The following is a 20,169-nucleotide window of genomic DNA, read 5'->3' as shown; positions in this document are numbered from 1 at the left end:
GAAGGGAAAATCGTCATGCACAACACAGTGTTTCGAACCGCCATGCTCGCCGCGGTGCTGGGCTCATTCAGCCACACAGCCAGCGCCGAAGGGGTCATGGTCCATCTGTTCCAATGGAAGTTCAACGACATCGCCAATGAGTGCGAAACCGTACTCGGTCCCAAGGGATTCGGTGGTGTCCAGATCACGCCGCCCGCCGAACACAAGCAGGGCAGCCAGGTCTGGTGGACCGTCTACCAGCCCGTCAGCTTCAAGAACTTCAACAGCTTCGGCGGCAGCGAGGCGGAGCTCAGGAGCATGATCACCCGCTGCAATGCGGCCGGGGTCAAGGTCTATGCCGACGCCGTCTTCAACCAGCTGGCCTCGGGCACCGGGACCGCCACCGGCGGTGGCAGCTACCACTCGGGGCAATATCAGTACCCCCAGTTCGGCTACAACGACTTCCACCACAGCGGTGACATCACCAACTACGGCGACAGCAACAACGTCTGGAACGGTGCCCTCTACGGCATGCCGGATCTCAATACCGGCTCTCCCTACGTGCAGGATCAGATAGCCAGCTACATGAAGACCCTGCTGGGTTGGGGCGTGGCGGGCTTTCGCATCGATGCGGCCAAGCACATGGCCCCCGGCGAGGTGAAGGCCATACTCGACAAGGCGGGCAGCCCCAAAGCCTATCTGGAGGTGATAGGTGCAGGCGGGGAATCGGCGGACATCCAGCCGGGTCGCTACACCTACATAGACACAGTCACCGACTTCAAATACGGCACGGATCTCGCCGCCAACTTCAACGGCCAGATCAAGAACCTCAAGACCCTCGGCGAGAGCTGGGGCCTGCTCCCCTCCAACAAGGCCTTCGTCTTCGTGGTCAACCACGACCGCGAGCGCGGCCACGGGGGCGGCGGCATGCTCACCTTCATGAGCGGTGCCCGCTATGAGCTGGCCAACACTTTCATGATGGCCTGGCCCTATGGCTGGAAGCAGGTGATGTCGGGCTACCGCTTCGAGAACATGGGCACCTATGAAACCGACAAGGGGGCGCCGGGCAGCCCCCCCTGCACCGATGGCCAGTGGAACTGCGAGCAGCGCCGGCCAACCATCATGAACATGGCCCTGTTCCACAACAGAACCGAGGGGCAAGCTGTCAGTCACTGGTGGGATAACGGCAACAACCAGATAGCCTTCGGTCGGGGAGACAAGGGTTTCGTCGCCATCAACAACGAGAGCGGCAGCCTGGTGGCCTCGGTGCAGACCGGCCTGCCGGCGGGCGAGTACTGCAACCTGCTCGGTGGCAATGACTACTGCAGCGGGGGCTATGTCACCGTCGACGGCAGCGGCAAGGCCAGCCTGAACGTGCCAGCCATGAAGGCCGCCGCCATCATCGCCGGCTGCACCAAGGCCAGCCCCTGCGGCGGCACCGCCCTGCCTGGCAACAAGTTCAGCAGCATGAACCTGCGCGGCACCCACAACGCCTGGGGCAACACCCCCATGACAGTCGATGCCAACCGCGTCTGGTCCGCCACCCTGACACTGAGCGGCAGCGGTGACGCCACCGGTGCCCAGCGCTTCAAGTTCGACGTCTTCGGCAACTGGACAGAGAACTACGGCGACAATGAAGGGGACGGCATCGCCGACAAGGGCAGCAGCAAGGATATCCTGGTCAGCGGGGCGGGCAGCTACCGCATCACCCTGAGCGAAGGCGACCTGCGCTATACGATCACCCCCCTCACCAGCAACCAGGCACCGGTGGCCGCCCTCTCGCCCAAGGTCCTCAGCGTCAAGACGGGGGAGAGCGTGGTATTCGATGGCTCCGCCTCTCGCGACGATGAGGGCGTGGCAAGCTATAGCTGGTCCAGCGGCGGCAGCGCCCCCACTGAGACGGTCCAGTTCGATATTCCGGGCACCCATACCATCACCCTGACCGTCACCGATACCGAAGGGCTGACTTCCAGCGCCAGCGCCACCGTGACCGTCACTGACGGCAACGGTGCCTACAACAGCGTGCTGCCGACCCTGCAGTTCCGTGGTACGCCCAACGGTTGGGGATCGCAGGCCATGACGTTGGTCGCCGACAACCTGTGGGAAGCGCAAGTCAGTTTCGACGGCCAGGCAAACCAGCGCTTCAAGTTCGACGTCAAGGGTGACTGGACCCAGAACTACGGCGACACCAACAAGGATGGTGTGGCCGAGCAGGGTGGTGCTGACATCTTCACCCCGGTCAGCGGCCAGTACCGTGTGCGCTTCAACGATCAGACCCTGACCTACAGCCTGAGCGCCCAGTAAGCCGCAGAGGGAGGATGCCCCTATGACCCTCGGGCATTCCCATGGCCTCCTGCCCACAGGGCAGGAGGCCTTTCATGGGGCCAAGCACCATCACTCTTCTCTCCTCAGCCAGACGGCCACCGTTCCCTGTTTGCCGACCGGCAGGCATACTGCCTGTACATCCCCATGCAGGAGCGCATATGAAACTATTGGAAGCCCTCAGGGTCGAGGGGCGGATCGAAGAAGCTCGCCAGCACGGCCTGTTGCAACTCATCGAGCACCCGCTACACGCCGAGCTGCATTATGAAGTGGCCAGCCTGCACGACATGCTCGGGCGCGAGGCCCAGGCCATACATCTCTATCAGCAGGCCATCACCTTAGGACTCGCTGGATCTTCCCTGCGTGGTGCCCTGCTGGGGCTCGGCAGCTCATATCGCAGCCTGGGTCAGCATGAGGCGGCCCTGGTCACCCTGGAGCAGGGCTTGGCACTGTTTCCCCAGGCGAGCGAGTTCACGGCCTTTCGCGCCATGGTCCATTACAACCAGGGGCGTCATAAAGAGGCTTGCGAGGCACTGCTCGGTCTGCTTGCACAGAGTACAGCGGACCCTTCACTGACCCCGTACAAGGGCGCCATGGCACTCTATGCCGAGGATCTGGACAGGCGTTGGTGAGAGGCTAAAAACGACAAAACCGCTCAACATGAGCGGCTTTGTCTGAATTTGGTGGCCCCTCCCAGACTTGAACTGGGGACCTGACGATTATGAGTCGTATGCTCTAACCAACTGAGCTAAGGGGCCATGGGTATTGCTTTGCGGCGTGGATTATAGGGGATGAAAAAGTCCTAGTCCATAGCCAGATCAATCACTTGGCGACATTTTGTCCAATCTGGCCGCAAGTTCGTGATCCCTTTGGCATAAATAAAACAAAGCCCCGCATGGCGGGGCTTTGTCAGCAAGCGAGTCGTTACTCGTCGAGGAAACTGCGCAGCACTTCCGAGCGGCTCGGGTGACGCAGTTTGCGCAGAGCCTTGGCTTCGATCTGACGAATACGCTCGCGGGTGACGTCGAACTGCTTGCCGACCTCCTCCAACGTGTGATCCGTATTCATATCGATACCAAACCGCATCCGCAGCACCTTGGCTTCCCGGGCGGTCAGACCGGCCAGCACTTCGCGGGTCGCGTTGCGCAGGCTCTCGCTGGTGGCCGCATCGGCCGGCAGGGCCAGGGTGGTATCCTCGATGAAGTCGCCCAGGTGGGAGTCTTCATCATCACCGATGGGCGTCTCCATGGAGATAGGCTCCTTGGCGATCTTCAGTACCTTGCGGATCTTGTCTTCCGGCATGCCCATGCGCATGGCCAGCTCTTCCGGATTGGGCTCGCGACCCATCTCCTGCAGCATCTGACGAGAGATGCGATTGAGCTTGTTGATGGTCTCGATCATGTGCACCGGGATACGAATGGTACGGGCCTGATCCGCGATGGAGCGGGTAATGGCCTGACGGATCCACCAGGTAGCATAGGTCGAGAACTTGTAGCCACGACGGTACTCAAACTTGTCTACCGCTTTCATCAGACCGATGTTGCCCTCCTGGATCAGATCCAGGAACTGCAAGCCACGGTTGGTGTACTTCTTGGCGATAGAGATAACCAGACGCAAGTTGGCCTCAACCATCTCTTTCTTGGCACGGCGGGCCTTGGCCTCACCGATGCTCATGCGACGGTTGATGTCCTTGATCTGGGCGATGGACAGACCCGTCTCGACTTCGATCTGTTGCAGCTTGCCGATGGCACGCAGCACGTCTTCATCCATCTCGAGCAAGCGGGGCGACCAGGCTTTACCGGCTTGCTTCTGGTATTCGAACCAGGCGGTATCGCACTCATTGTTGGTGAAGGCAGCGACGAAGGTCTTCTTCGGCATCTTGGCCTGCTCAACGCAGAGTTTCAGGATGATCCGCTCCTGGATCCGCACCCGCTCCATCATCTCGCGCATGTTGTTGACCAAGCGATCGAACTGCTTGGGCATCAGGCGGAACTGACGGAATACGTCGGCCAGCTGCGCTATGGCAGCCTGGGTGTCGTCGTGGGCACGGCCATTGTTCTGGATAGAGAGGCGGGTGACTTCGTACTGGGCACGCAGCTCACCAAACTTCTCGCGAGCGACTTCAGGATCAGGACCTGTGTCCGCCTCATCGTCCGAGCTGTCGCCGTCTTCATCTTCGTCTTCATCTTCATCTTCATCTTCGTCAGCGAGATCGTCTTCGCTGAGTTCGGAGCCAATATGGGTCGCTGTTGGCGCCACATCATCGGCTTCGTTAGGGTCGATGAAACCCGAGATGATGTCGGACAGACGCAGCTGTTCGGCTTCAAATTTGTCGTACTGTTCAAGCAGATAGGTGATGGCTTCCGGGTACTCGGCGACTGAGCTCTGTACCTGATTGATACCGTCTTCGATCCGTTTGGCGATGTCGATTTCGCCTTCACGGGTCAGCAGCTCGACGGTACCCATCTCCCGCATATACATGCGGACAGGGTCGGTTGTGCGACCAATTTCAGATTCAACAGAGGCCAGTGCTTGGGCCGCTGCTTCGGCAGCGTCTTCGTCGGCGGTACCGCCTTCGGCCATGATAAGGTCATCGGCATCCGGTGCGTTTTCCACTACCTGGATACCCATATCGTTGATCATCTGAATGATGTCTTCGATCTGATCAGAGTCAACGATCTCTTGCGGGAGGTGATCGTTCACCTCGGCATAAGTCAGGTAGCCCTGTTCTTTACCTTTGGCAACGAGGAGTTTAAGCTGAGACTGCGGGGTTTGCTCCATAGAACTCATCCGGTTGGTGTTGCTAGGTTGCGCGAGCAATGCGCTGGTGCGCAAATAGCCAATTCTAATAGAAAACCGCCAGACATGCTATGTCTGGTTGCGGCGTCGGTCTGAGAAACCCCTGCCCGCTTTGTTTGTCGGGGCCAGGCGGTTATACGTTTTTGCATCTAATCCCGTCGATTCGGGCAACAATGTTTATATTGGGACCCACCACTCAAATATCAAGCCCCGATATCATTTCTTTTCTCACTTTGTACCTCTCTGATCAACATCATCAGCTCCTGGGTCTCCTCGGCAGTGAGTCCCTGCTGGGCCACCTTAGCCTGTAGCTCTTCGATCCGCTGCTTCAAGAACTGGTTGATGAAGCCGACAAAGGTGTCTTGCAACTCCCCCAGGATATCAGGCTCACGTTCGAGCTGGATTTCGAACAAGTCATGCATGGCGAGCTGGGCAAGGATCTCCCCCTCTTTCGTACCACGCCAGTGCTCGAGCAATATGCCCGTGGTAATGCCGGGTTGCGCCAGGATCTGTTGATGCAGCTTGAGCAAAAAGCCAATGCCTTGCAACCTGAGCCCCGCCAGCTCCGGCATGGCTGGTAGTTCGGCGGTGATGCCTGGGTATTGCACCATGAGCGCCAGTGCCCGGCGCAGAGGGGTCAGCTTGCCCCGGTGCGGCTTAGCCTGCTCCACCTTGGATGGGGTATGGCGAGAGAATAGTTCGGTGATCCGCTGCTGGTTTTCCCCCCAGCGCATCATGCTGGAGAGTCGGGTTATGAGTCCCTCGCGAGTGAAGCCTTCCGGGACGCGACGGATCAGTTCGGCAGCCTTGTTGGCCACCTCGAACTTGCCCGCTTCGCCGGAGAGTGCCGCATCCCGGGCCAGGCGCTCAAACATGAAGTCTGCAAAAGGCTGCGCCTGATCCAGCAACTGTTCAAAGCCTTCTTTCCCTATCTGGCGCACCAGAGAGTCGGGGTCCTCGCCATCGGGCAGGAACACAAACTTGAGCTCACGGCCATCCTGCAGATGAGAGAGGGCGTTATCTAGCGCCCGCCAGGCTGCTTCACGTCCGGCCTTGTCACCGTCGTAACAGCAGACCACCTCCGCCGTGGTGCGAAACAGGGTATGAATGTGATCGCTAGTGGTGGCCGTACCCAGCGCGGCCACCGCATAGTCAATGTCGAACTGACCGAGGGCCACCACATCCATATAACCTTCCACCACCAGGACGCGGCGTACTTCTTTATGAGCCTGCTTGACCTCATAGAGACCAAACAGCTCGCGGCCCTTATGGAAGATAGGCGTCTCGGGAGAGTTTAAATATTTGGGCGTACCCTCCCCCAGCACCCTGCCACCGAAGCCGATGACCCGGCCCCGCTTGTCACGAATGGGGAACATGATGCGATCGCGGAAACGATCATAGCTGCCCGGACCGCTGTCACGGGGGATCAGCATGCCACCGGTGATCAACAACTGCTCATGATCCCGACTGGCACCAAAACGCCGCCTGACCTGATCCCAATCTCCCGGGGCGTAACCAATGTTGAAGCGCTTGACCACCTCGCCGTTGAGCCCTCGTCCTTTGAGGTACTCCACCGCTTGTGGCGCACTCTTGAGGTTGCTCTCATAGAAGCGGGCAATCTGGTTCATCAGCTCAAACAGATCCTTGCTGACCGCAGGCTGGGATCCGGCAGCGCCACTGCCACTCTGTTCGCGGGGTACCTGCATGCCTTGCATGCTGGCAAGTTCATCAATGGCATCAGGGAATTCGAGGCCGTCATACTCCATGACAAAGCCAACGGCATTGCCATGGGCGCCACAGCCGAAACAGTGATAGAACTGCTTCTCCTGACTGACGGTGAAGGAGGGGCTCTTTTCGTTATGGAAGGGGCAGCAAGCCTGATAATTCTTGCCGGCCTTTTTCAGTCGTACCCGGGAGTCGATCAGCTCGACAATATCGGTACGAGCGAGCAGATCATCGATGAAAGATTGCGGGATCCGGCCTGCCATAACCATCCTGTTTCATGAGAGAAAAAATAAAAAAAGCCGCGCATTCCCAGGGAAGCACGGCTTCTTTCGACCAACAAGGGCTCTGCCTATTACGCCAGGCGGGTTTTCACCAACGCGCTGACGGCACCGACATCGGCGCGTCCCTGAATTTTTGGCTTCAAGACAGCCATGACTTTACCCATATCGGCCATGACGGCAGCACCGCTCTGGGCGATGGCTTGCACTATCAGGGCTTCAATTTCGGCAGCGGTCAGCTGCTGCGGCAGGAACTCCTGCAGCACCTGGATCTCGGCGGCTTCGACATCGGCGAGATCCTGGCGACCAGCGGCCTCATATTGGCTGATGGAATCACGGCGCTGTTTGACCATCTTGGTCACGACAGCGAGGATATCCTCATCATTTAGCTCAATACGGGAATCAATTTCACGCTGTTTTATCTCGGCCATCAGCAAACGAATCGTCCCCAAGCGAGCCTTATCTCTGGCAAGCATGGCGAGTTTTTGTTGATCCTTGAGCTGATCTTTCAGAGACATGGCAGAAACTCTAATTAGTACAGGCGGATACGACGAGCGTTTTCGCGAGACAGCTTCTTGGCGTGACGCTTGACGGCAGACGCTTTGGCGCGCTTACGGATAGTAGTCGGCTTCTCGTAGAACTCACGGCTACGAACTTCAGACAGGATACCGGCCTTTTCGCAAGAACGCTTGAAGCGACGCAGAGCAACGTCAAACGGCTCATTTTCACGGACTTTGATTACTGGCATGTGCCTTTCACCTCAGTGATAAATTGTTAGCTGATCATCAGTCGATCAGCATGTCTTAAAATGGTGCGAAATTATACTCTGGACAGGGAATAAAAGTAAACCCGCAGAGATCGCTCTGGTTTAAAAAACCCGCGAAGGTTACCATAGCCGTCTCATTTTAGCAGTGAAATTTTTTAGCAATGCGTGTATTGGGCATAGAGACATCCTGTGACGAAACCGGGATCGCGATCTTCGACGATCAAAAAGGGATCCTTTCCCATCAGTTATACAGCCAGGTCAAGCTGCATGCGGACTACGGTGGCGTCGTCCCCGAACTCGCCAGCCGGGATCATGTTCGCAAGACGATCCCCTTGATCCAGGCGGCATTGCTGGAAGCTGGCCTTGGCAAGGATGACATCGATGGCATCGCCTACACCGCAGGTCCCGGGTTGGTCGGCGCCATTCTGGTCGGTGCGACCATAGGCCGCTCCCTGGCCATGGCCTGGGGCAAACCTGCCATCGCCGTGCATCATATGGAAGGTCATCTGCTGGCTCCCATGCTGGAAGAGACGGCGCCCGAGTTCCCCTTCGTGGCGCTGCTGGTTTCCGGTGGTCACTCCATGCTGGTACGGGTCGACGGCATAGGCCGTTACCAACTGCTCGGCGAATCCATTGATGACGCCGCCGGTGAGGCCTTCGACAAGACCGCCAAGCTGATGGGGCTCGATTATCCGGGTGGCCCCCTGCTCTCCAGGCTGGCAGAGAAGGGCGTCACCGGGCGCTTTAAGTTCCCGCGCCCCATGACCGACCGCCCCGGGCTCGACATGAGTTTCTCCGGTCTCAAAACCTTCGCCGCCAACACCATAGCCGCGCAAGGGGATGATGAGCAGACCCGCGCCGATATCGCCCGTGCCTTCGAAGATGCCGTGGTCGATACCCTGGCCATCAAGTGTCGCCGCGCCCTGAAAGAGACAGGGCTGAATCGCTTGGTTGTGGCCGGCGGTGTCAGTGCCAACCGCCATCTGCGCGCCCAGCTGGCCGACTTGATGGCGACTCTCAAGGGCGAGGTCTTCTACCCCCGCCCCGAATACTGCACCGATAATGGCGCCATGATTGCCTACGCGGGCATGCAGCGACTCAAAGCTGGCGTGTTTGAACCACTGGAGGTCAAGGCAGTGCCACGCTGGCCGCTGGATACGCTGCAGCCGGTTTGAATCACGCTGGCGATACATATAGAAGAAGGGGCCATTAGGCCCCTTCTTGCATCTGTTGCTTTGCGATCCCTCACCGGCACGCCGCTAATTGCTGCGGAACAGCGCCTCGATAGAGAGCCCCTGCCCCACCATGATCTCTCTCAGACGACGCAAGCCCTCGACCTGGATCTGACGAACCCGCTCCCGGGTCAGGCCAATCTCGGCCCCGACATCTTCCAGGGTGGCAGGCTCATAACCGAGCAAACCGAAACGGCGTGCCAGCACCTCGCGCTGCTTGGGATTCAGCTCCTCCAGCCAGTGGACTATGCTGCTGCGCATGTCATCTTCCTGGGACTCCAGCTCGGGACCCATGCCGCGCTCATCGGACAGCACATCGAGCAGCGCCTTGTCACGATCCCCACCTATCGGGGTATCGACCGAAGTGATCTTCTCGTTGAGCTTGAGCATACGATTGACGTCGGCGACCGAGCGATCCAGGGCAAAGGCGATATCTTCGGCCGTGGGTTCATGGTCGAGGCGGTGGGACAGTTCACGGGCGGTACGCAGGTAGACGTTGAGTTCCTTGACCACGTGAATGGGCAGGCGAATGGTACGGGTCTGATTCATGATGGCCCGTTCTATGGTCTGGCGGATCCACCAGGTGGCATAGGTCGAGAAGCGAAAACCCCGTTCTGGGTCAAACTTTTCCACGGCACGGATGAGGCCGAGGTTCCCCTCTTCAATCAAATCCAGCAGCACCAGGCCACGATTGTTGTAGCGTCTGGCAATTTTGACCACAAGGCGCAGATTGGATTCAATCATGCGTTTGCGAGCCGCCTTGTCGCCGCGCAGGGCACGACGGGCGTAATAGACCTCTTCTTCGGCGGTGAGCAGGGGAGAGAATCCTATCTCTCCCAGATAGAGCTGGGTGGCATCCATCACCTTGTGCAGATCCGGCGCCAACAACTCTTCGGAGATAGACTCCTCGGTGTCGGCTGTCGCCGTCTCTGTCACTTCAGCCTCTTCAACCTCCAGCTCCTCATCGAACTCTGCATCCTGCATAACCAGTTGTTCTTGGCTCATGGTGTGTCTCCCTGACCTGAACCAGAGTTAGCACTACGCTCTGGGGTTAACGCTTTGGCAAGTATCCCATTGGATTGATCGACTTGCCTCGGTACCGGATTTCAAAGTGCAAGCGCACATCCGGCGCATCCGTGCTTCCCATATCGGCAATAACAGCCCCACCCTTGACCACATCTCCTTCCCGGACTCGCAGCGCATCGTTGTGTGCATAGGCCGAGAGGTAGTCGTCGTCATGTTTCAGGATGACAAGCTTGCCATAACCTCTTAATGCGCTTCCGGCATAGACCACTTTACCGCCACTGGCGGCGTAGACGGGTTGCCCCTTCTGGCCAGCGATGTCTATGCCCTTGTTTCCCTGTTCAGCGACAGAGAAGCCTTCGACTATCCGACCCTGAGCGGGCCAGTGCCAAGCGAGGCGCGATGATGAGGCATTGTTATTGTTCTGTGTGACACTGTTGTTATTTTGTACTGAAGTGCCAGCGTATGCTTTTGGAGCAGGCTGGGCAACGCTTTTATTGGTCACAAATGCGCTGGTCGTACCTGTGCTGACCGGGGTGGTCGCAGTGCTGGTTGGGCGGCTGCTTGCCACCGCCATGGTGGTACCGGATGCGGCTGCCGAACCGCCCACATTGAGGGTCTGGCCGACGTTCAGATTGTAGGGCGCACTCAAGTTATTACGCTGTGCCAGGGTCTGATTGGCTACACCAAACTGGCGGCCTATGCTGCTCAGGGTGTCACCACGGCGCACCTGATAGGTACGCGCGGCGCTCCCGCTGCTGGTACTGCTGACCATCACCGGACTGCCTTCGGCGCCATCCAGCCGGATCACCTGGCCTGGATGTATGTTATAGGGCGCACCTATGCCATTCAGGTTGGCCAGGGAGGGCACGTCGCTACCCGCATTGAATGCGATGGAGTAGAGGGTGTCGCCACGCTTGACCGTGTAACTGCGCCCCGAAATCGTCGGTTTGCTTATGCTTCCCTGCCGGCTTGGCACCGCGCGCACCGAGCCCTCGCTTGACAACCCCTGTACCGGCGCTGGGGTTGTGCTGGAAGAACAGGCTGCCAACAAACCGGATAAGAGGGTAACGGCACACCCCCGCCATATATGCCCATTCATAAAAATATCCTTAACGACTAAACCAGAAATAGGCCGCGACAGCCAGGGCGATACAGATCCAGCCAAGCAGATCGACATAGTGCATCAGCTTTTGCTCCATCCGCTCACCACCCCAACGCATCAAACCCGCCACCAGGAAGAAACGCATGCTGCGCCCGATGAGAGAGGTGATGATGAAGGGAAGGAGTGCCATATGGAGCAACCCTGCCGTCACGGTAAATACCTTGTAGGGGATGGGGGTGAAGCTGGCAATGAAAATGACCCAGATCCCCCATTGTTCAAACCAGTGCTGGGCCAGGGCAATCTTGTCCTGATAACCGACGGAGACCACCAGAGGCTGCACCACGGGATCCCAGAGTGCATAACCCAGACCATAACCCACCACGGCCCCCAACACTGAGAAGAAGGTCGCCAGGGCCGCGTAGTGCCAGGCTTTGTGCGGCTTGGCCAGCGCCATGGGCGCCAGCATCACATCAACCGGAATGGGCCAGAAGATTGACTCGATGAAGGCGGTGATCGAGAGGTAATAGGGGGCATATTTATGGCGGGCCCACTGCATCACCAACACATACAGGCGAGAAAACAGCTTCACTCAACATCTCCGTCAATAAGGGGCACAAAACGCACCGGCTCCAGGACTCGACTGGTCAACTGGGAACCGTTGCGTTCGATAAGTTGCAGGGTCTGATGACTGTCCCCTACCGGTAAAATCATGCGGCCGCCATCGGCCAGTTGATCGGTGAGGGCAGTCGGCACTTCACTCGCCGCCGCGGTCACCAAAATGGCATCAAAGGGTCCCTTGCTCGGCCAACCGAGCCAGCCATTGCCATGTTTGGCCGAGACATTGTGCAGATCCAGCTGCCTGAGCCTGCGTCTCGCCTGGAACTGCAAGGACTTGATCCGCTCTACCGTATAGACCTGTTCAACCAGGTTGGCGAGCACCGCAGTTTGATAACCAGAGCCAGTGCCAATCTCCAGCACATGGGCCGGATCGTTTTGCATCAGCAACTCTGTCATCCGCGCCACCATGTAAGGCTGGGAAATAGTCTGCCCCTGGCCAATGGGCAGGGCGGTATTATCCCAGGCCTTATGGGCCATGGCCTCATCCACAAACAGCTGGCGTGGCACCTTGGCGAGCGCGGCGAGTACACGAAAGTCGCTGACGCCCTGGGCAATAAGCTGATTTAAAAGGCGCTGTACTATCACACCTTCATCCCTGTTGTTCCAACCATGCCCCCAACCCGGCCAGACTGCCGTGAGCAGTCATGTCGATGGTCAAGGGAGTAATAGAGACATAGCCCTGTTCGACAGCCGCAAAATCCGTGCCCTCGCCCGCATCTTGTTGCGAGCCGGGCGGGCCAATCCAGTAGATAGTCTGGCCGCGAGGATCCTGGGCGCGGATCACTGACTCGGCCCGGTGGCGATTACCGAGCCGGGTGATCTTGATGCCCTTGATCTCGGCGAGGGGCAGGTCGGGCACATTGACGTTGAGGATCTGATTGGCCGGCAGCGGAAACTGCATCAAGCCTTTGACCAGCTGGACGGCGTAGTGAGCGGCCGAGGCAAAATGCGTCCGGCCCACCAGGGAGATCGCCAGGGAGGGGTAACCCAAGTGGCGCCCCTCGGTCGCCGCAGCGACCGTGCCCGAATAGATGACATCGTCACCCAGGTTGGCACCGTGGTTGATCCCGGCCACCACCATGTCGGGTTCGGGGCGTACCAGTTCGTTGACCGCCAGGTGCACGCAGTCGGTCGGCGTGCCCTTGACCGCATGATAACCGGTTTGCGGGATACAACTGACCCGCAAAGGTGTCTCCAGCGTCAGGGAGTGACTCGCACCGCTGCGATTGCGATCCGGCGCGACCACTATCACCTCGCCGCAGCTGCGCAGCGCCTCGCTCAAGGCATGAATGCCCTCGGCATGAACACCGTCATCGTTACTCACCAGAATGCGCATCTGTGCTCTTCCTGAAACCATCAAACAAGGGAGGGCCGAGAGGCCACCGCTGCCACGTCGTTATTCCACAGAGGGCGCATCATTGCCATCTGCCTGATTCCTGACCCCATGATCGGCCTCTTCAGCCTGCATCAATTCGCGCACCACGCTGGTCGCAAAGGCACCGGCCGGCAGGAAGAACGAGAGGGTCAGGGCCTCGGCATCCAACGTCCAGCTCATGGCTTCCGGCTTGAGCAAGAGCGGACGTCTGTCCTGATCCAGCCCGGCCTTCTCCAGGCCATCACACCAGTCGTGATAAGGGGCCAACGCCGCCTGTTCAAATTCGGCGGCGGCGCCCTGGCTCGCCAGACGGCCACGCCCCCACTGAGGGGCGGTCAGCTGCACGTCGCCTGAGGCCAGACGCGCAGCCAGTTCAGGGGTCACGCTCTCTTCACTGAAGATGGAGTGGCTGCCCTTGAGCATCACGCAATCCCCGGCCAGCAACTCGCTAGCCAGTCCCTGCTCGACGCGGGCGCTGACGATAACATTGAACAGCATGCTGCGCGCAGCAGAAAGGTAAAGAGAACGCTTGTTGCGATCCTTGATCCGTTTGCCGGCAAACATCGCCTTGGCCGCGTCCAGATTGCTGCCACCCCGACCGAAGCGCTGCTCACCATAGTAGTTCGGCACCCCCTGCGCGGCGATGGCCTGCAGGCGAGACACCAGACTGTCAGCTTGCTCCAGAGCAGTCAGACGCAGACGAAAGTGGTTGCCCTTGAGGTAACCGACCCGCAGCTTGCGGTTGTGGCGCTTGGCCTGCAGGATCTGGATGCTGTCGCTCTCGATCACCGACAGGTCCGGCGCACCTTTGCCCGGCAGGTGAATACCGAACCACTGCTCGGTTACCGCATGGCGATCTTTGAGGCCAGCCCAGGTCACCGCATTGCGATTGACCCCGGCAGCATCGGCCAGCAGGCCTGCCACCCAGGCAGTGTTCTCGCCCGTCTTGCGCACTCGCACGAAGATATGTTCCCCCTCGCCGCAAGGCTCGAAGCCGAGATCCTCGACCACCACGAAATCACTGGCCTGGGCCTTGAGAATGCCACGGGCCTCTGGGGTACCGTGCAGATATGCGAGTTGTTGCGACATTATTGTTTCACCAGTAAGACGACGGCTTCGGTGGCTATGCCTTCCTTGCGCCCCGTAAAGCCCAGTTGTTCGGTAGTGGTCGCCTTGACGTTCACCCGGTTCAGTTCACATTGCAGATCGGCGGCCAGTACGGCGCACATGGCCTCGATATGAGGCGCCATCTTGGGGGCCTGAGCAATGATGGTCACGTCCAGATTGCCGATGACATAGCCCGCCTGCCGTACCCGCACAAAGACATCCCGCAGCAGGATACGGCTATCAATACCTTTGAATTGCGCCGCCGTATCGGGGAAGTGGCGGCCAATATCGCCGGCACCTATGGCACCGAGCAGGGCATCGCTCACCGCGTGCAATACCACGTCGCCATCCGAGTGAGCCAGCAACCCCTGTTCATAGGGCACGGCGACACCGCCCAGCATGCAGGGGCCAACCCCGCCAAACTTATGTACATCAAAACCGTGGCCGATGCGGATCATGCTTGACGCCCTCCTGACATGCAGGGACCTGCCCCATTAATCTTGTGTGTATAAACACCGTGGTCGATGCGGATCATCCTTGACGCCCTCCTGACATGCAGGGACCAGCCCCATCAATCTTGTGTATATCAACACCCTGGCCGATGCGGATCATGGCTGCTCCTTACTCCTAGTGGCCAGCTCGTCTTGCTGCTGGCGTAAAAACAGCCCGGCCAGGGCGAGATCCTCGGGCCGGGTCACCTTGATATTGTCGGCACGCCCTTCAACCATGCGTGGCACATGCCCGGCCCGCTCCATGGCGGACGCTTCGTCAGTGATGAGGGCGCCTAGCGCCAGCCCCTCCTCCAGCGCCCCTTTGAGGGCTCGGGTCGCAAACAGCTGGGGGGTGAGCGCATGCCAGAGAGCTTCCCGCGGCACGGTGGCGATGATGTTGTCCGCCTCGTCGCTGCGCTTCATGGTGTCGCGCACCCGGGAGCCAAGAATGGCACCGTCCGGGGTCAGACCAACCGCAAGCAGCGCATCAATATCCGCCGAAGTGAGACAGGGACGGGCAGCATCGTGGACCAGTACCCAGTCACTCTGCACCTGATGCAAGGCATTGAGTACCGAACGAGCACGATCACTGCCGCCGGATACCCGCAGGATACGGGGATCCCGAGCCAGCGCCAGGGTCTCGAACCAACGGTCATCGGGGGCCAGTGCCAGCACTATGTGGGTGATAGCCGAATGGGCCAGCAGCCGGAGCAGGGTATGTTCCAAAATGGTCTTGCCAGCCAGGGACAGGTACTGCTTGGGATACTCGGCCCCCATGCGGCTACCTATGCCGGCAGCAGGCACCACGGCCGTCAAGCCGAACGGCGCCGGGGGACAGTTATTCATCATCGTCGCCGCCAGCAGGCTCATCCTTCTTGTTTGGGATGATCCGGTAGAAGGTCTCTCCCTGCTTGATATAACCGAGATCGTTGCGCGCCAGCTCTTCGATGGCTTCAAGGCCCGAAGTCAGATCGTCAATCTCACGATAAATCAGACTATTACGATCTTTAAGCGCCAGATTGTCCTGCTCTTGCTGATCGATGGCATTGGACATTTCATGGTAATCGGACAGGCCGTTTTTCCCCAGCCAGAGGTGATATTGCAAGCCCCCCAACAGGAGGAACAGGATCAGGGTGAATAGCCGCATGCACTGGGTCTCCTTCCAAGCGGCCTAGTTTCCCATATTCGTGGGAAAGACAAAAGAAAGCAGATGCATCTTGGCCCGGCCGCTGATGAAAAGCGCCAGCTTGGCGTTAAAAATAAAAAAGCCCCGCCAGATGGCGGGGCTTTCAACAGCGTGACGCTGAAGTGCAGGCAGAAATTACTGACCTTTCACTTCTTTCAGACCGCGGAACGGAGCCTTGGCACCCAGGGCTTCTTCGATACGGATCAGCTGGTTGTACTTGGCAACACGGTCAGAACGGCTCATGGAACCGGTCTTGATCTGGCCAGCAGCAGTACCTACCGCCAGGTCGGCGATGGTCGCGTCTTCGGTCTCACCGGAACGGTGGGAGATGACGGCGGTGTAGCCAGCATCTTTGGCCATCTTGATGGCAGCCAGGGTTTCGGTCAGGGAACCGATCTGGTTGAACTTGATCAGGATGGAGTTGGCGATGCCGTTGTCGATGCCGCGCTTCAGGATCTTGGTGTTGGTTACGAACAGGTCGTCACCCACGATCTGGATCTTGCTACCCAGCTCTTTGGTCTGGTAGGCAAAACCGTCCCAGTCGGATTCGTCCAGGCCATCTTCGATGGAGACGATCGGGAACTTGGTGGTCAGGTCGGCCAGGTAGTCAGAGAACTCGTTGGAGGTGAAGATACGACCTTCTCCCTTCAGGTTGTACTCGTTCTTCTCGGCGTCGTAGAACTCGGAAGCGGCGCAGTCCATGGCCAGGGTGATGTCGCTACCCAGCTTGTAACCGGCAGCAGCAACGGCTTCGGCGATCACTTCCAGCGCTTCGGCGTTGGATTTCAGGTTAGGCGCGAAGCCACCTTCGTCACCAACAGCAGTCGCATAACCTTTGGACTTCAGTACTTTGGCCAAGTTGTGGAAGACCTCGGCACCCATGCGGATGGCTTCTTTCAGGGTCTTGGCGCCAACTGGCTGGATCATGAACTCCTGGATGTCGACGTTGTTGTCGGCGTGCTCACCACCGTTGATGATGTTCATCATGGGCAGCGGCATGGAGTAAACACCCGGGGTACCGTTCAGCTCGGCGATGTGGGCGTACAGCGGCAGGCCCTTGGCAGTGGCGGCGGCTTTGGCGTTGGCCAGGGAGACGGCCAGGATGGCGTTGGCGCCAAACTTGGATTTGTTCTCGGTACCGTCCAGATCGATCATGATCTGGTCAATAGCGGCCTGATCCTTGGCATCTTTACCCAGCAGCGCTTGGGCGATCGGGCCGTTGACGGCTTCGATGGCTTTCAGCACGCCTTTACCCAGGAAACGGCTCTTGTCGCCGTCACGCAGTTCCAGCGCTTCGCGGGAACCGGTGGAGGCGCCAGACGGAGCGGCTGCCATACCAACAAAACCACCTTCCAGATGAACTTCGGCCTCAACGGTCGGGTTACCACGGGAGTCGATGATTTCACGACCGATCACTTTAACGATCTTGGACATGTGTATTTCCTCAGGTTTCGTAAAAAAACAACAAAAGGCATTTCAAAAAAAGCGGTTGTGGCACATTGCCTCAACCGCGTTTGATTTTCAATTACTTCAAATTGCGCTTCTGATACTCACCAGCGGCCTTAACAAAGCCTGCAAACAAGGCGTGACCATCACGGGGAGTCGAGGTGAACTCCGGATGGAACTGCGCCGCCACGAACCAAGGGTGATCCGGGATCTCGATAATTTCCACCAATTTCTTGTCGGCGGAGAGACCGGTCACTTTCAAACCCGCCGCTTCAATCTGCGGCAACAGCTTGTTGTTCACCTCATAACGGTGGCGGTGACGCTCGTATATGGTCGGGCTGCCGTACATCTGACGCACCTTGGAATCTTCGACCAGGTGGCAGAGCTGGGAACCCAGACGCATGGTGCCACCCAGATCGGATTTCTCGGTACGAGTCTCGACATTGCCCTCTTCATCAACCCATTCGGTGATGAGGCCGACGACCGGATAAGCGCAATCTTTCTTGAATTCGGAGGAGTGAGCCCCTTCCAGGCCAGCGACGTTACGCGCAAACTCGATCAGCGCGACTTGCATGCCGAGGCAGATACCCAGATACGGGATCTTGTTCTCACGGGCATACTTGGCGGCCAGAATTTTACCTTCCACGCCGCGCTCGCCGAAGCCACCCGGGACCAGGATAGCGTCCAGGCCTTCCAGTTGCTCTGCACCGCGGGTCTCGATGTCTTGAGAGTCGATGTAACGAATATTGACCGACAGCCGGGTCTTGAGACCACCGTGCTTGAGTGCTTCGTTGACGGACTTGTAGGCATCGGGCAGGGAGACATACTTGCCCACCATGCCGATGGTCACTTCGGCAGTCGGGTTGGCTTCTTCATAGATAACCTGTTCCCACTCGCACAGATCCGCCTCTTTGCACACCAGACCGAAACGCTCGATGAAGTAGTTGTCGAGGTTCTGGGAGCGCAGCAGGGCCGGGATCTTGTAGATGGAGTCGACGTCCTTCATGGAGATGACGGCGCGCTCCGGCACGTTGCAGAACAGGGCTATCTTGGCACGCTCGTTGGCCGGAATGGCACGGTCGGAGCGGCAGATCAGCACATCCGGCTGGATACCGATGGAGAGCATCTCCTTGACGGAGTGCTGGGTCGGCTTGGTCTTGACTTCACCGGCAGCCGCCAGGTAAGGGACCAGGGTCAGGTGCATAAACATGGCGCTGTCGCGACCCACTTCTGCCGCCAGCTGACGCAGGGCCTCGAGGAACGGCAGGGATTCGATATCGCCCACTGTGCCGCCCACTTCGACGATGGCCACCTGATGGCCTTCGGCACCGGCAATTACCCGCTCTTTGATGGCATTGGTGATGTGCGGAATAACCTGGATGGTGGCACCCAGATAATCGCCACGGCGCTCTTTACGCAGCACGTCGGCGTAGATACGGCCTGTGGTGAAGTTGTTGCGACGGGTCATCTTGGTGCGGATGAAACGCTCGTAATGGCCCAGATCCAGATCGGTCTCGGCCCCGTCCTCGGTTACGAACACTTCACCGTGCTGGGTCGGGCTCATGGTGCCCGGATCCACGTTGATGTAGGGGTCCAGTTTCATGATGGTCACATCCAGACCACGGGCTTCCAGAATGGCTGCCAGAGAAGCTGCGGCAATGCCTTTGCCGAGGGATGAAACAACGCCACCAGTTACAAAAATATATTTTGTCGTCATGCTGAACCTGAAAGAAGTTTAGGGATTTTTAAGGGGTGCTTCGGGGATGAAGCAGGACGGGGAAACAGTATACCAAAACCCCCTCTCCCAAACAATGAACAAAAATCTATCAGGCCCGGGCACCGCACGCCTTGCGCCAAATCAACTTTGCTCGGTTTGCTTGGCTTTGTCCCAGGCGGCATCGAGTTTTTCCAGGGAACAATCGGTCATCTTGAGCCCTTCTGCGGCGATAAAGTGCTCAACTTGACGAAAGCGGCGCTCGAACTTGGCATTGGCGCCGCGCAGCACTTGTTCGGGATCCTTGCCCAAATGACGGACCAGATTGACGGTGGCAAACAGCAGATCGCCGAGCTCGTCGCTGACCCTCTCCTCGTCCACATCCGCCATCAACGCCTCTTCCATCACCTCGTCGATCTCCTCGTGGATCTTGTCCACCACGGGGCCGAGGGTCTTCCAGTCGAAACCGACGGTGGCGCAGCGCTTCTGGATCTTGGCGGCCCGGCTCAGGGCCGGCAGGGCGAGGGGGATATCATCGAGCACGCTCGACTTATCCAGCGCCGCACGCTCCTTGGCCTTCTCCGCCTCCCAGTTCAGCTTGACTGCCTGTTCGTCATTCAGGTCTGCATCGGCGAACACATGAGGATGACGGCGAATGAGTTTTTCGCTCACCGCCGCAACGATATCGGCGAAGTCAAACAAGCCCTGCTCCTTGCCAAGCTGGGCATAGAACACCACCTGGAACAGCAGATCCCCCAGCTCCCCTTTCAATCCTTCCCAATCCTGAGTCTCTATCGCATCGGCCACCTCATAGGCCTCCTCCAGGGTGTGGGGCACTATGGTCTGGAAGCTCTGCTTGAGATCCCAGGGACAACCGCCCTGCGGGGAGCGCAGTTGAGCCATTATTTCGAGCAGTCGGGGCAGGTCGTAGCCTTGGGTATTGGACATGGGGTCTTCGCTTTCGATTCGTCAAAAGAGTGACCGGCCACACGGGCCGGTCAGC

The 20,169-nt window shown here is 58.6% G+C and carries 19 protein-coding genes and 1 tRNA gene; 3 read left to right on the top strand and 17 right to left on the bottom strand.

All coding sequences use genetic code 11. From position 1 onward, the window contains the following. Positions 1-15 precede the first annotated feature (15 nt). Both BN1130_RS15315 and BN1130_RS15310 read left to right on the top strand, forming a co-directional pair. Positions 16-2,283, top strand: a complete 2,268-nt coding sequence (locus BN1130_RS15315) for an alpha amylase C-terminal domain-containing protein (protein ID WP_042042997.1) — start codon at positions 16-18, stop codon at positions 2,281-2,283. Positions 2,284-2,462: 179 nt separating this feature from the next. Further along, complete coding sequence (locus BN1130_RS15310) at positions 2,463-2,933, top strand: tetratricopeptide repeat protein (protein ID WP_042042996.1); 471 nt, start codon at positions 2,463-2,465, stop codon at positions 2,931-2,933. 49 nt (positions 2,934-2,982) lie between these two features. Here BN1130_RS15310 and BN1130_RS15305 read toward each other — a convergent pair. The 5 genes from BN1130_RS15305 to rpsU form a co-directional block, all read right to left on the bottom strand. Next, positions 2,983-3,059: transfer RNA gene (locus BN1130_RS15305), tRNA-Ile, on the bottom strand. 166 nt (positions 3,060-3,225) lie between these two features. Beyond that, positions 3,226-5,121 carry an RNA polymerase sigma factor RpoD gene (rpoD, locus tag BN1130_RS15300; RefSeq protein ID WP_269745814.1) on the bottom strand — a complete coding sequence of 632 codons (1,896 nt, stop codon included), beginning with the start codon at positions 5,119-5,121 and terminating at the stop codon, positions 3,226-3,228. 182 nt (positions 5,122-5,303) lie between these two features. Next, on the bottom strand, positions 5,304-7,088 hold the full coding sequence (gene dnaG, locus BN1130_RS15295) for a DNA primase (RefSeq protein WP_042042994.1): 1,785 nt from the start codon (positions 7,086-7,088) through the stop codon (positions 5,304-5,306). Positions 7,089-7,177: 89 nt separating this feature from the next. Beyond that, complete coding sequence (locus BN1130_RS15290; protein ID WP_042042993.1) at positions 7,178-7,621, bottom strand: GatB/YqeY domain-containing protein; 444 nt, start codon at positions 7,619-7,621, stop codon at positions 7,178-7,180. A 14-nt stretch (positions 7,622-7,635) separates the two neighbouring features. Beyond that, on the bottom strand, positions 7,636-7,851 hold the full coding sequence (gene rpsU / locus BN1130_RS21765; protein ID WP_005309452.1) for a 30S ribosomal protein S21: 216 nt from the start codon (positions 7,849-7,851) through the stop codon (positions 7,636-7,638). Positions 7,852-8,030: 179 nt separating this feature from the next. On the opposite strand from rpsU, the gene tsaD reads away from it, so the two are divergent. Beyond that, a complete protein-coding gene (gene tsaD / locus BN1130_RS15285) occupies positions 8,031-9,044 on the top strand; it encodes a tRNA (adenosine(37)-N6)-threonylcarbamoyltransferase complex transferase subunit TsaD (RefSeq protein ID WP_042042992.1) in 1,014 nt (337 codons plus the stop codon). Between the two features lie 84 nt (positions 9,045-9,128). Here the strand turns inward: tsaD and rpoS are convergent, their stop codons facing one another. The 12 genes from rpoS to mazG all read right to left on the bottom strand — a co-directional run bounded on the left by rpoS (position 9,129) and on the right by mazG (position 20,114). Continuing rightward, positions 9,129-10,106, bottom strand: a complete 978-nt coding sequence (rpoS, locus tag BN1130_RS15280; RefSeq protein ID WP_042042991.1) for an RNA polymerase sigma factor RpoS — start codon at positions 10,104-10,106, stop codon at positions 9,129-9,131. A 46-nt stretch (positions 10,107-10,152) separates the two neighbouring features. Beyond that, complete coding sequence (locus tag BN1130_RS15275; RefSeq protein ID WP_042042990.1) at positions 10,153-11,226, bottom strand: peptidoglycan DD-metalloendopeptidase family protein; 1,074 nt, start codon at positions 11,224-11,226, stop codon at positions 10,153-10,155. Positions 11,227-11,236: 10 nt separating this feature from the next. Next, positions 11,237-11,818 (bottom strand): YqaA family protein, encoded by a 582-nt coding sequence (locus BN1130_RS15270; RefSeq protein WP_042042989.1) that lies wholly within the window; start codon positions 11,816-11,818, stop codon positions 11,237-11,239. Next, on the bottom strand, positions 11,815-12,432 hold the full coding sequence (locus BN1130_RS15265; protein ID WP_042042988.1) for a protein-L-isoaspartate(D-aspartate) O-methyltransferase: 618 nt from the start codon (positions 12,430-12,432) through the stop codon (positions 11,815-11,817). Before BN1130_RS15265 ends, BN1130_RS15270 begins: the two co-directional genes overlap by 4 nt. A 4-nt stretch (positions 12,433-12,436) precedes the next feature. Continuing rightward, entirely contained in the window at positions 12,437-13,183 is a 747-nt protein-coding gene (surE, locus tag BN1130_RS15260; protein ID WP_042042987.1) for a 5'/3'-nucleotidase SurE, read from the bottom strand. Positions 13,184-13,243: 60 nt separating this feature from the next. Beyond that, a complete protein-coding gene (truD, locus tag BN1130_RS15255; RefSeq protein WP_042042986.1) occupies positions 13,244-14,311 on the bottom strand; it encodes a tRNA pseudouridine(13) synthase TruD in 1,068 nt (355 codons plus the stop codon). Further along, entirely contained in the window at positions 14,311-14,787 is a 477-nt protein-coding gene (gene ispF, locus BN1130_RS15250) for a 2-C-methyl-D-erythritol 2,4-cyclodiphosphate synthase (protein WP_042042985.1), read from the bottom strand. Before ispF ends, truD begins: the two co-directional genes overlap by 1 nt. Before the next feature lie 150 nt (positions 14,788-14,937). Further along, on the bottom strand, positions 14,938-15,669 hold the full coding sequence (ispD, locus tag BN1130_RS15245; RefSeq protein WP_198135290.1) for a 2-C-methyl-D-erythritol 4-phosphate cytidylyltransferase: 732 nt from the start codon (positions 15,667-15,669) through the stop codon (positions 14,938-14,940). Then, positions 15,659-15,967, bottom strand: coding sequence for a cell division protein FtsB (ftsB, locus tag BN1130_RS15240; protein ID WP_042042983.1), 309 nt, complete (start codon positions 15,965-15,967; stop codon positions 15,659-15,661). The genes ispD and ftsB overlap by 11 nt, the downstream gene beginning before the upstream one ends. 174 nt (positions 15,968-16,141) lie before the next feature. Beyond that, on the bottom strand, positions 16,142-17,440 hold the full coding sequence (eno, locus tag BN1130_RS15235) for a phosphopyruvate hydratase (protein ID WP_042042982.1): 1,299 nt from the start codon (positions 17,438-17,440) through the stop codon (positions 16,142-16,144). Between the two features lie 91 nt (positions 17,441-17,531). Beyond that, on the bottom strand, positions 17,532-19,169 hold the full coding sequence (gene pyrG, locus BN1130_RS15230) for a glutamine hydrolyzing CTP synthase (RefSeq protein ID WP_042042981.1): 1,638 nt from the start codon (positions 19,167-19,169) through the stop codon (positions 17,532-17,534). A gap of 141 nt (positions 19,170-19,310) precedes the next feature. Beyond that, the gene (gene mazG, locus BN1130_RS15225) at positions 19,311-20,114 is read right to left on the bottom strand and encodes a nucleoside triphosphate pyrophosphohydrolase (protein ID WP_042042980.1); all 804 of its coding nucleotides are present in this window, start codon (positions 20,112-20,114) and stop codon (positions 19,311-19,313) included. Positions 20,115-20,169: the final 55 nt, after the last annotated feature.

This window comes from Aeromonas rivuli (assembly GCF_000820045.1).
Taxonomy (GTDB): Bacteria; Pseudomonadota; Gammaproteobacteria; order Enterobacterales; family Aeromonadaceae; genus Aeromonas; species Aeromonas rivuli.
The sequence above is the reverse complement of the archived record's forward strand: the minus strand, read 5'-3'. Positions and strand labels throughout refer to the sequence as shown.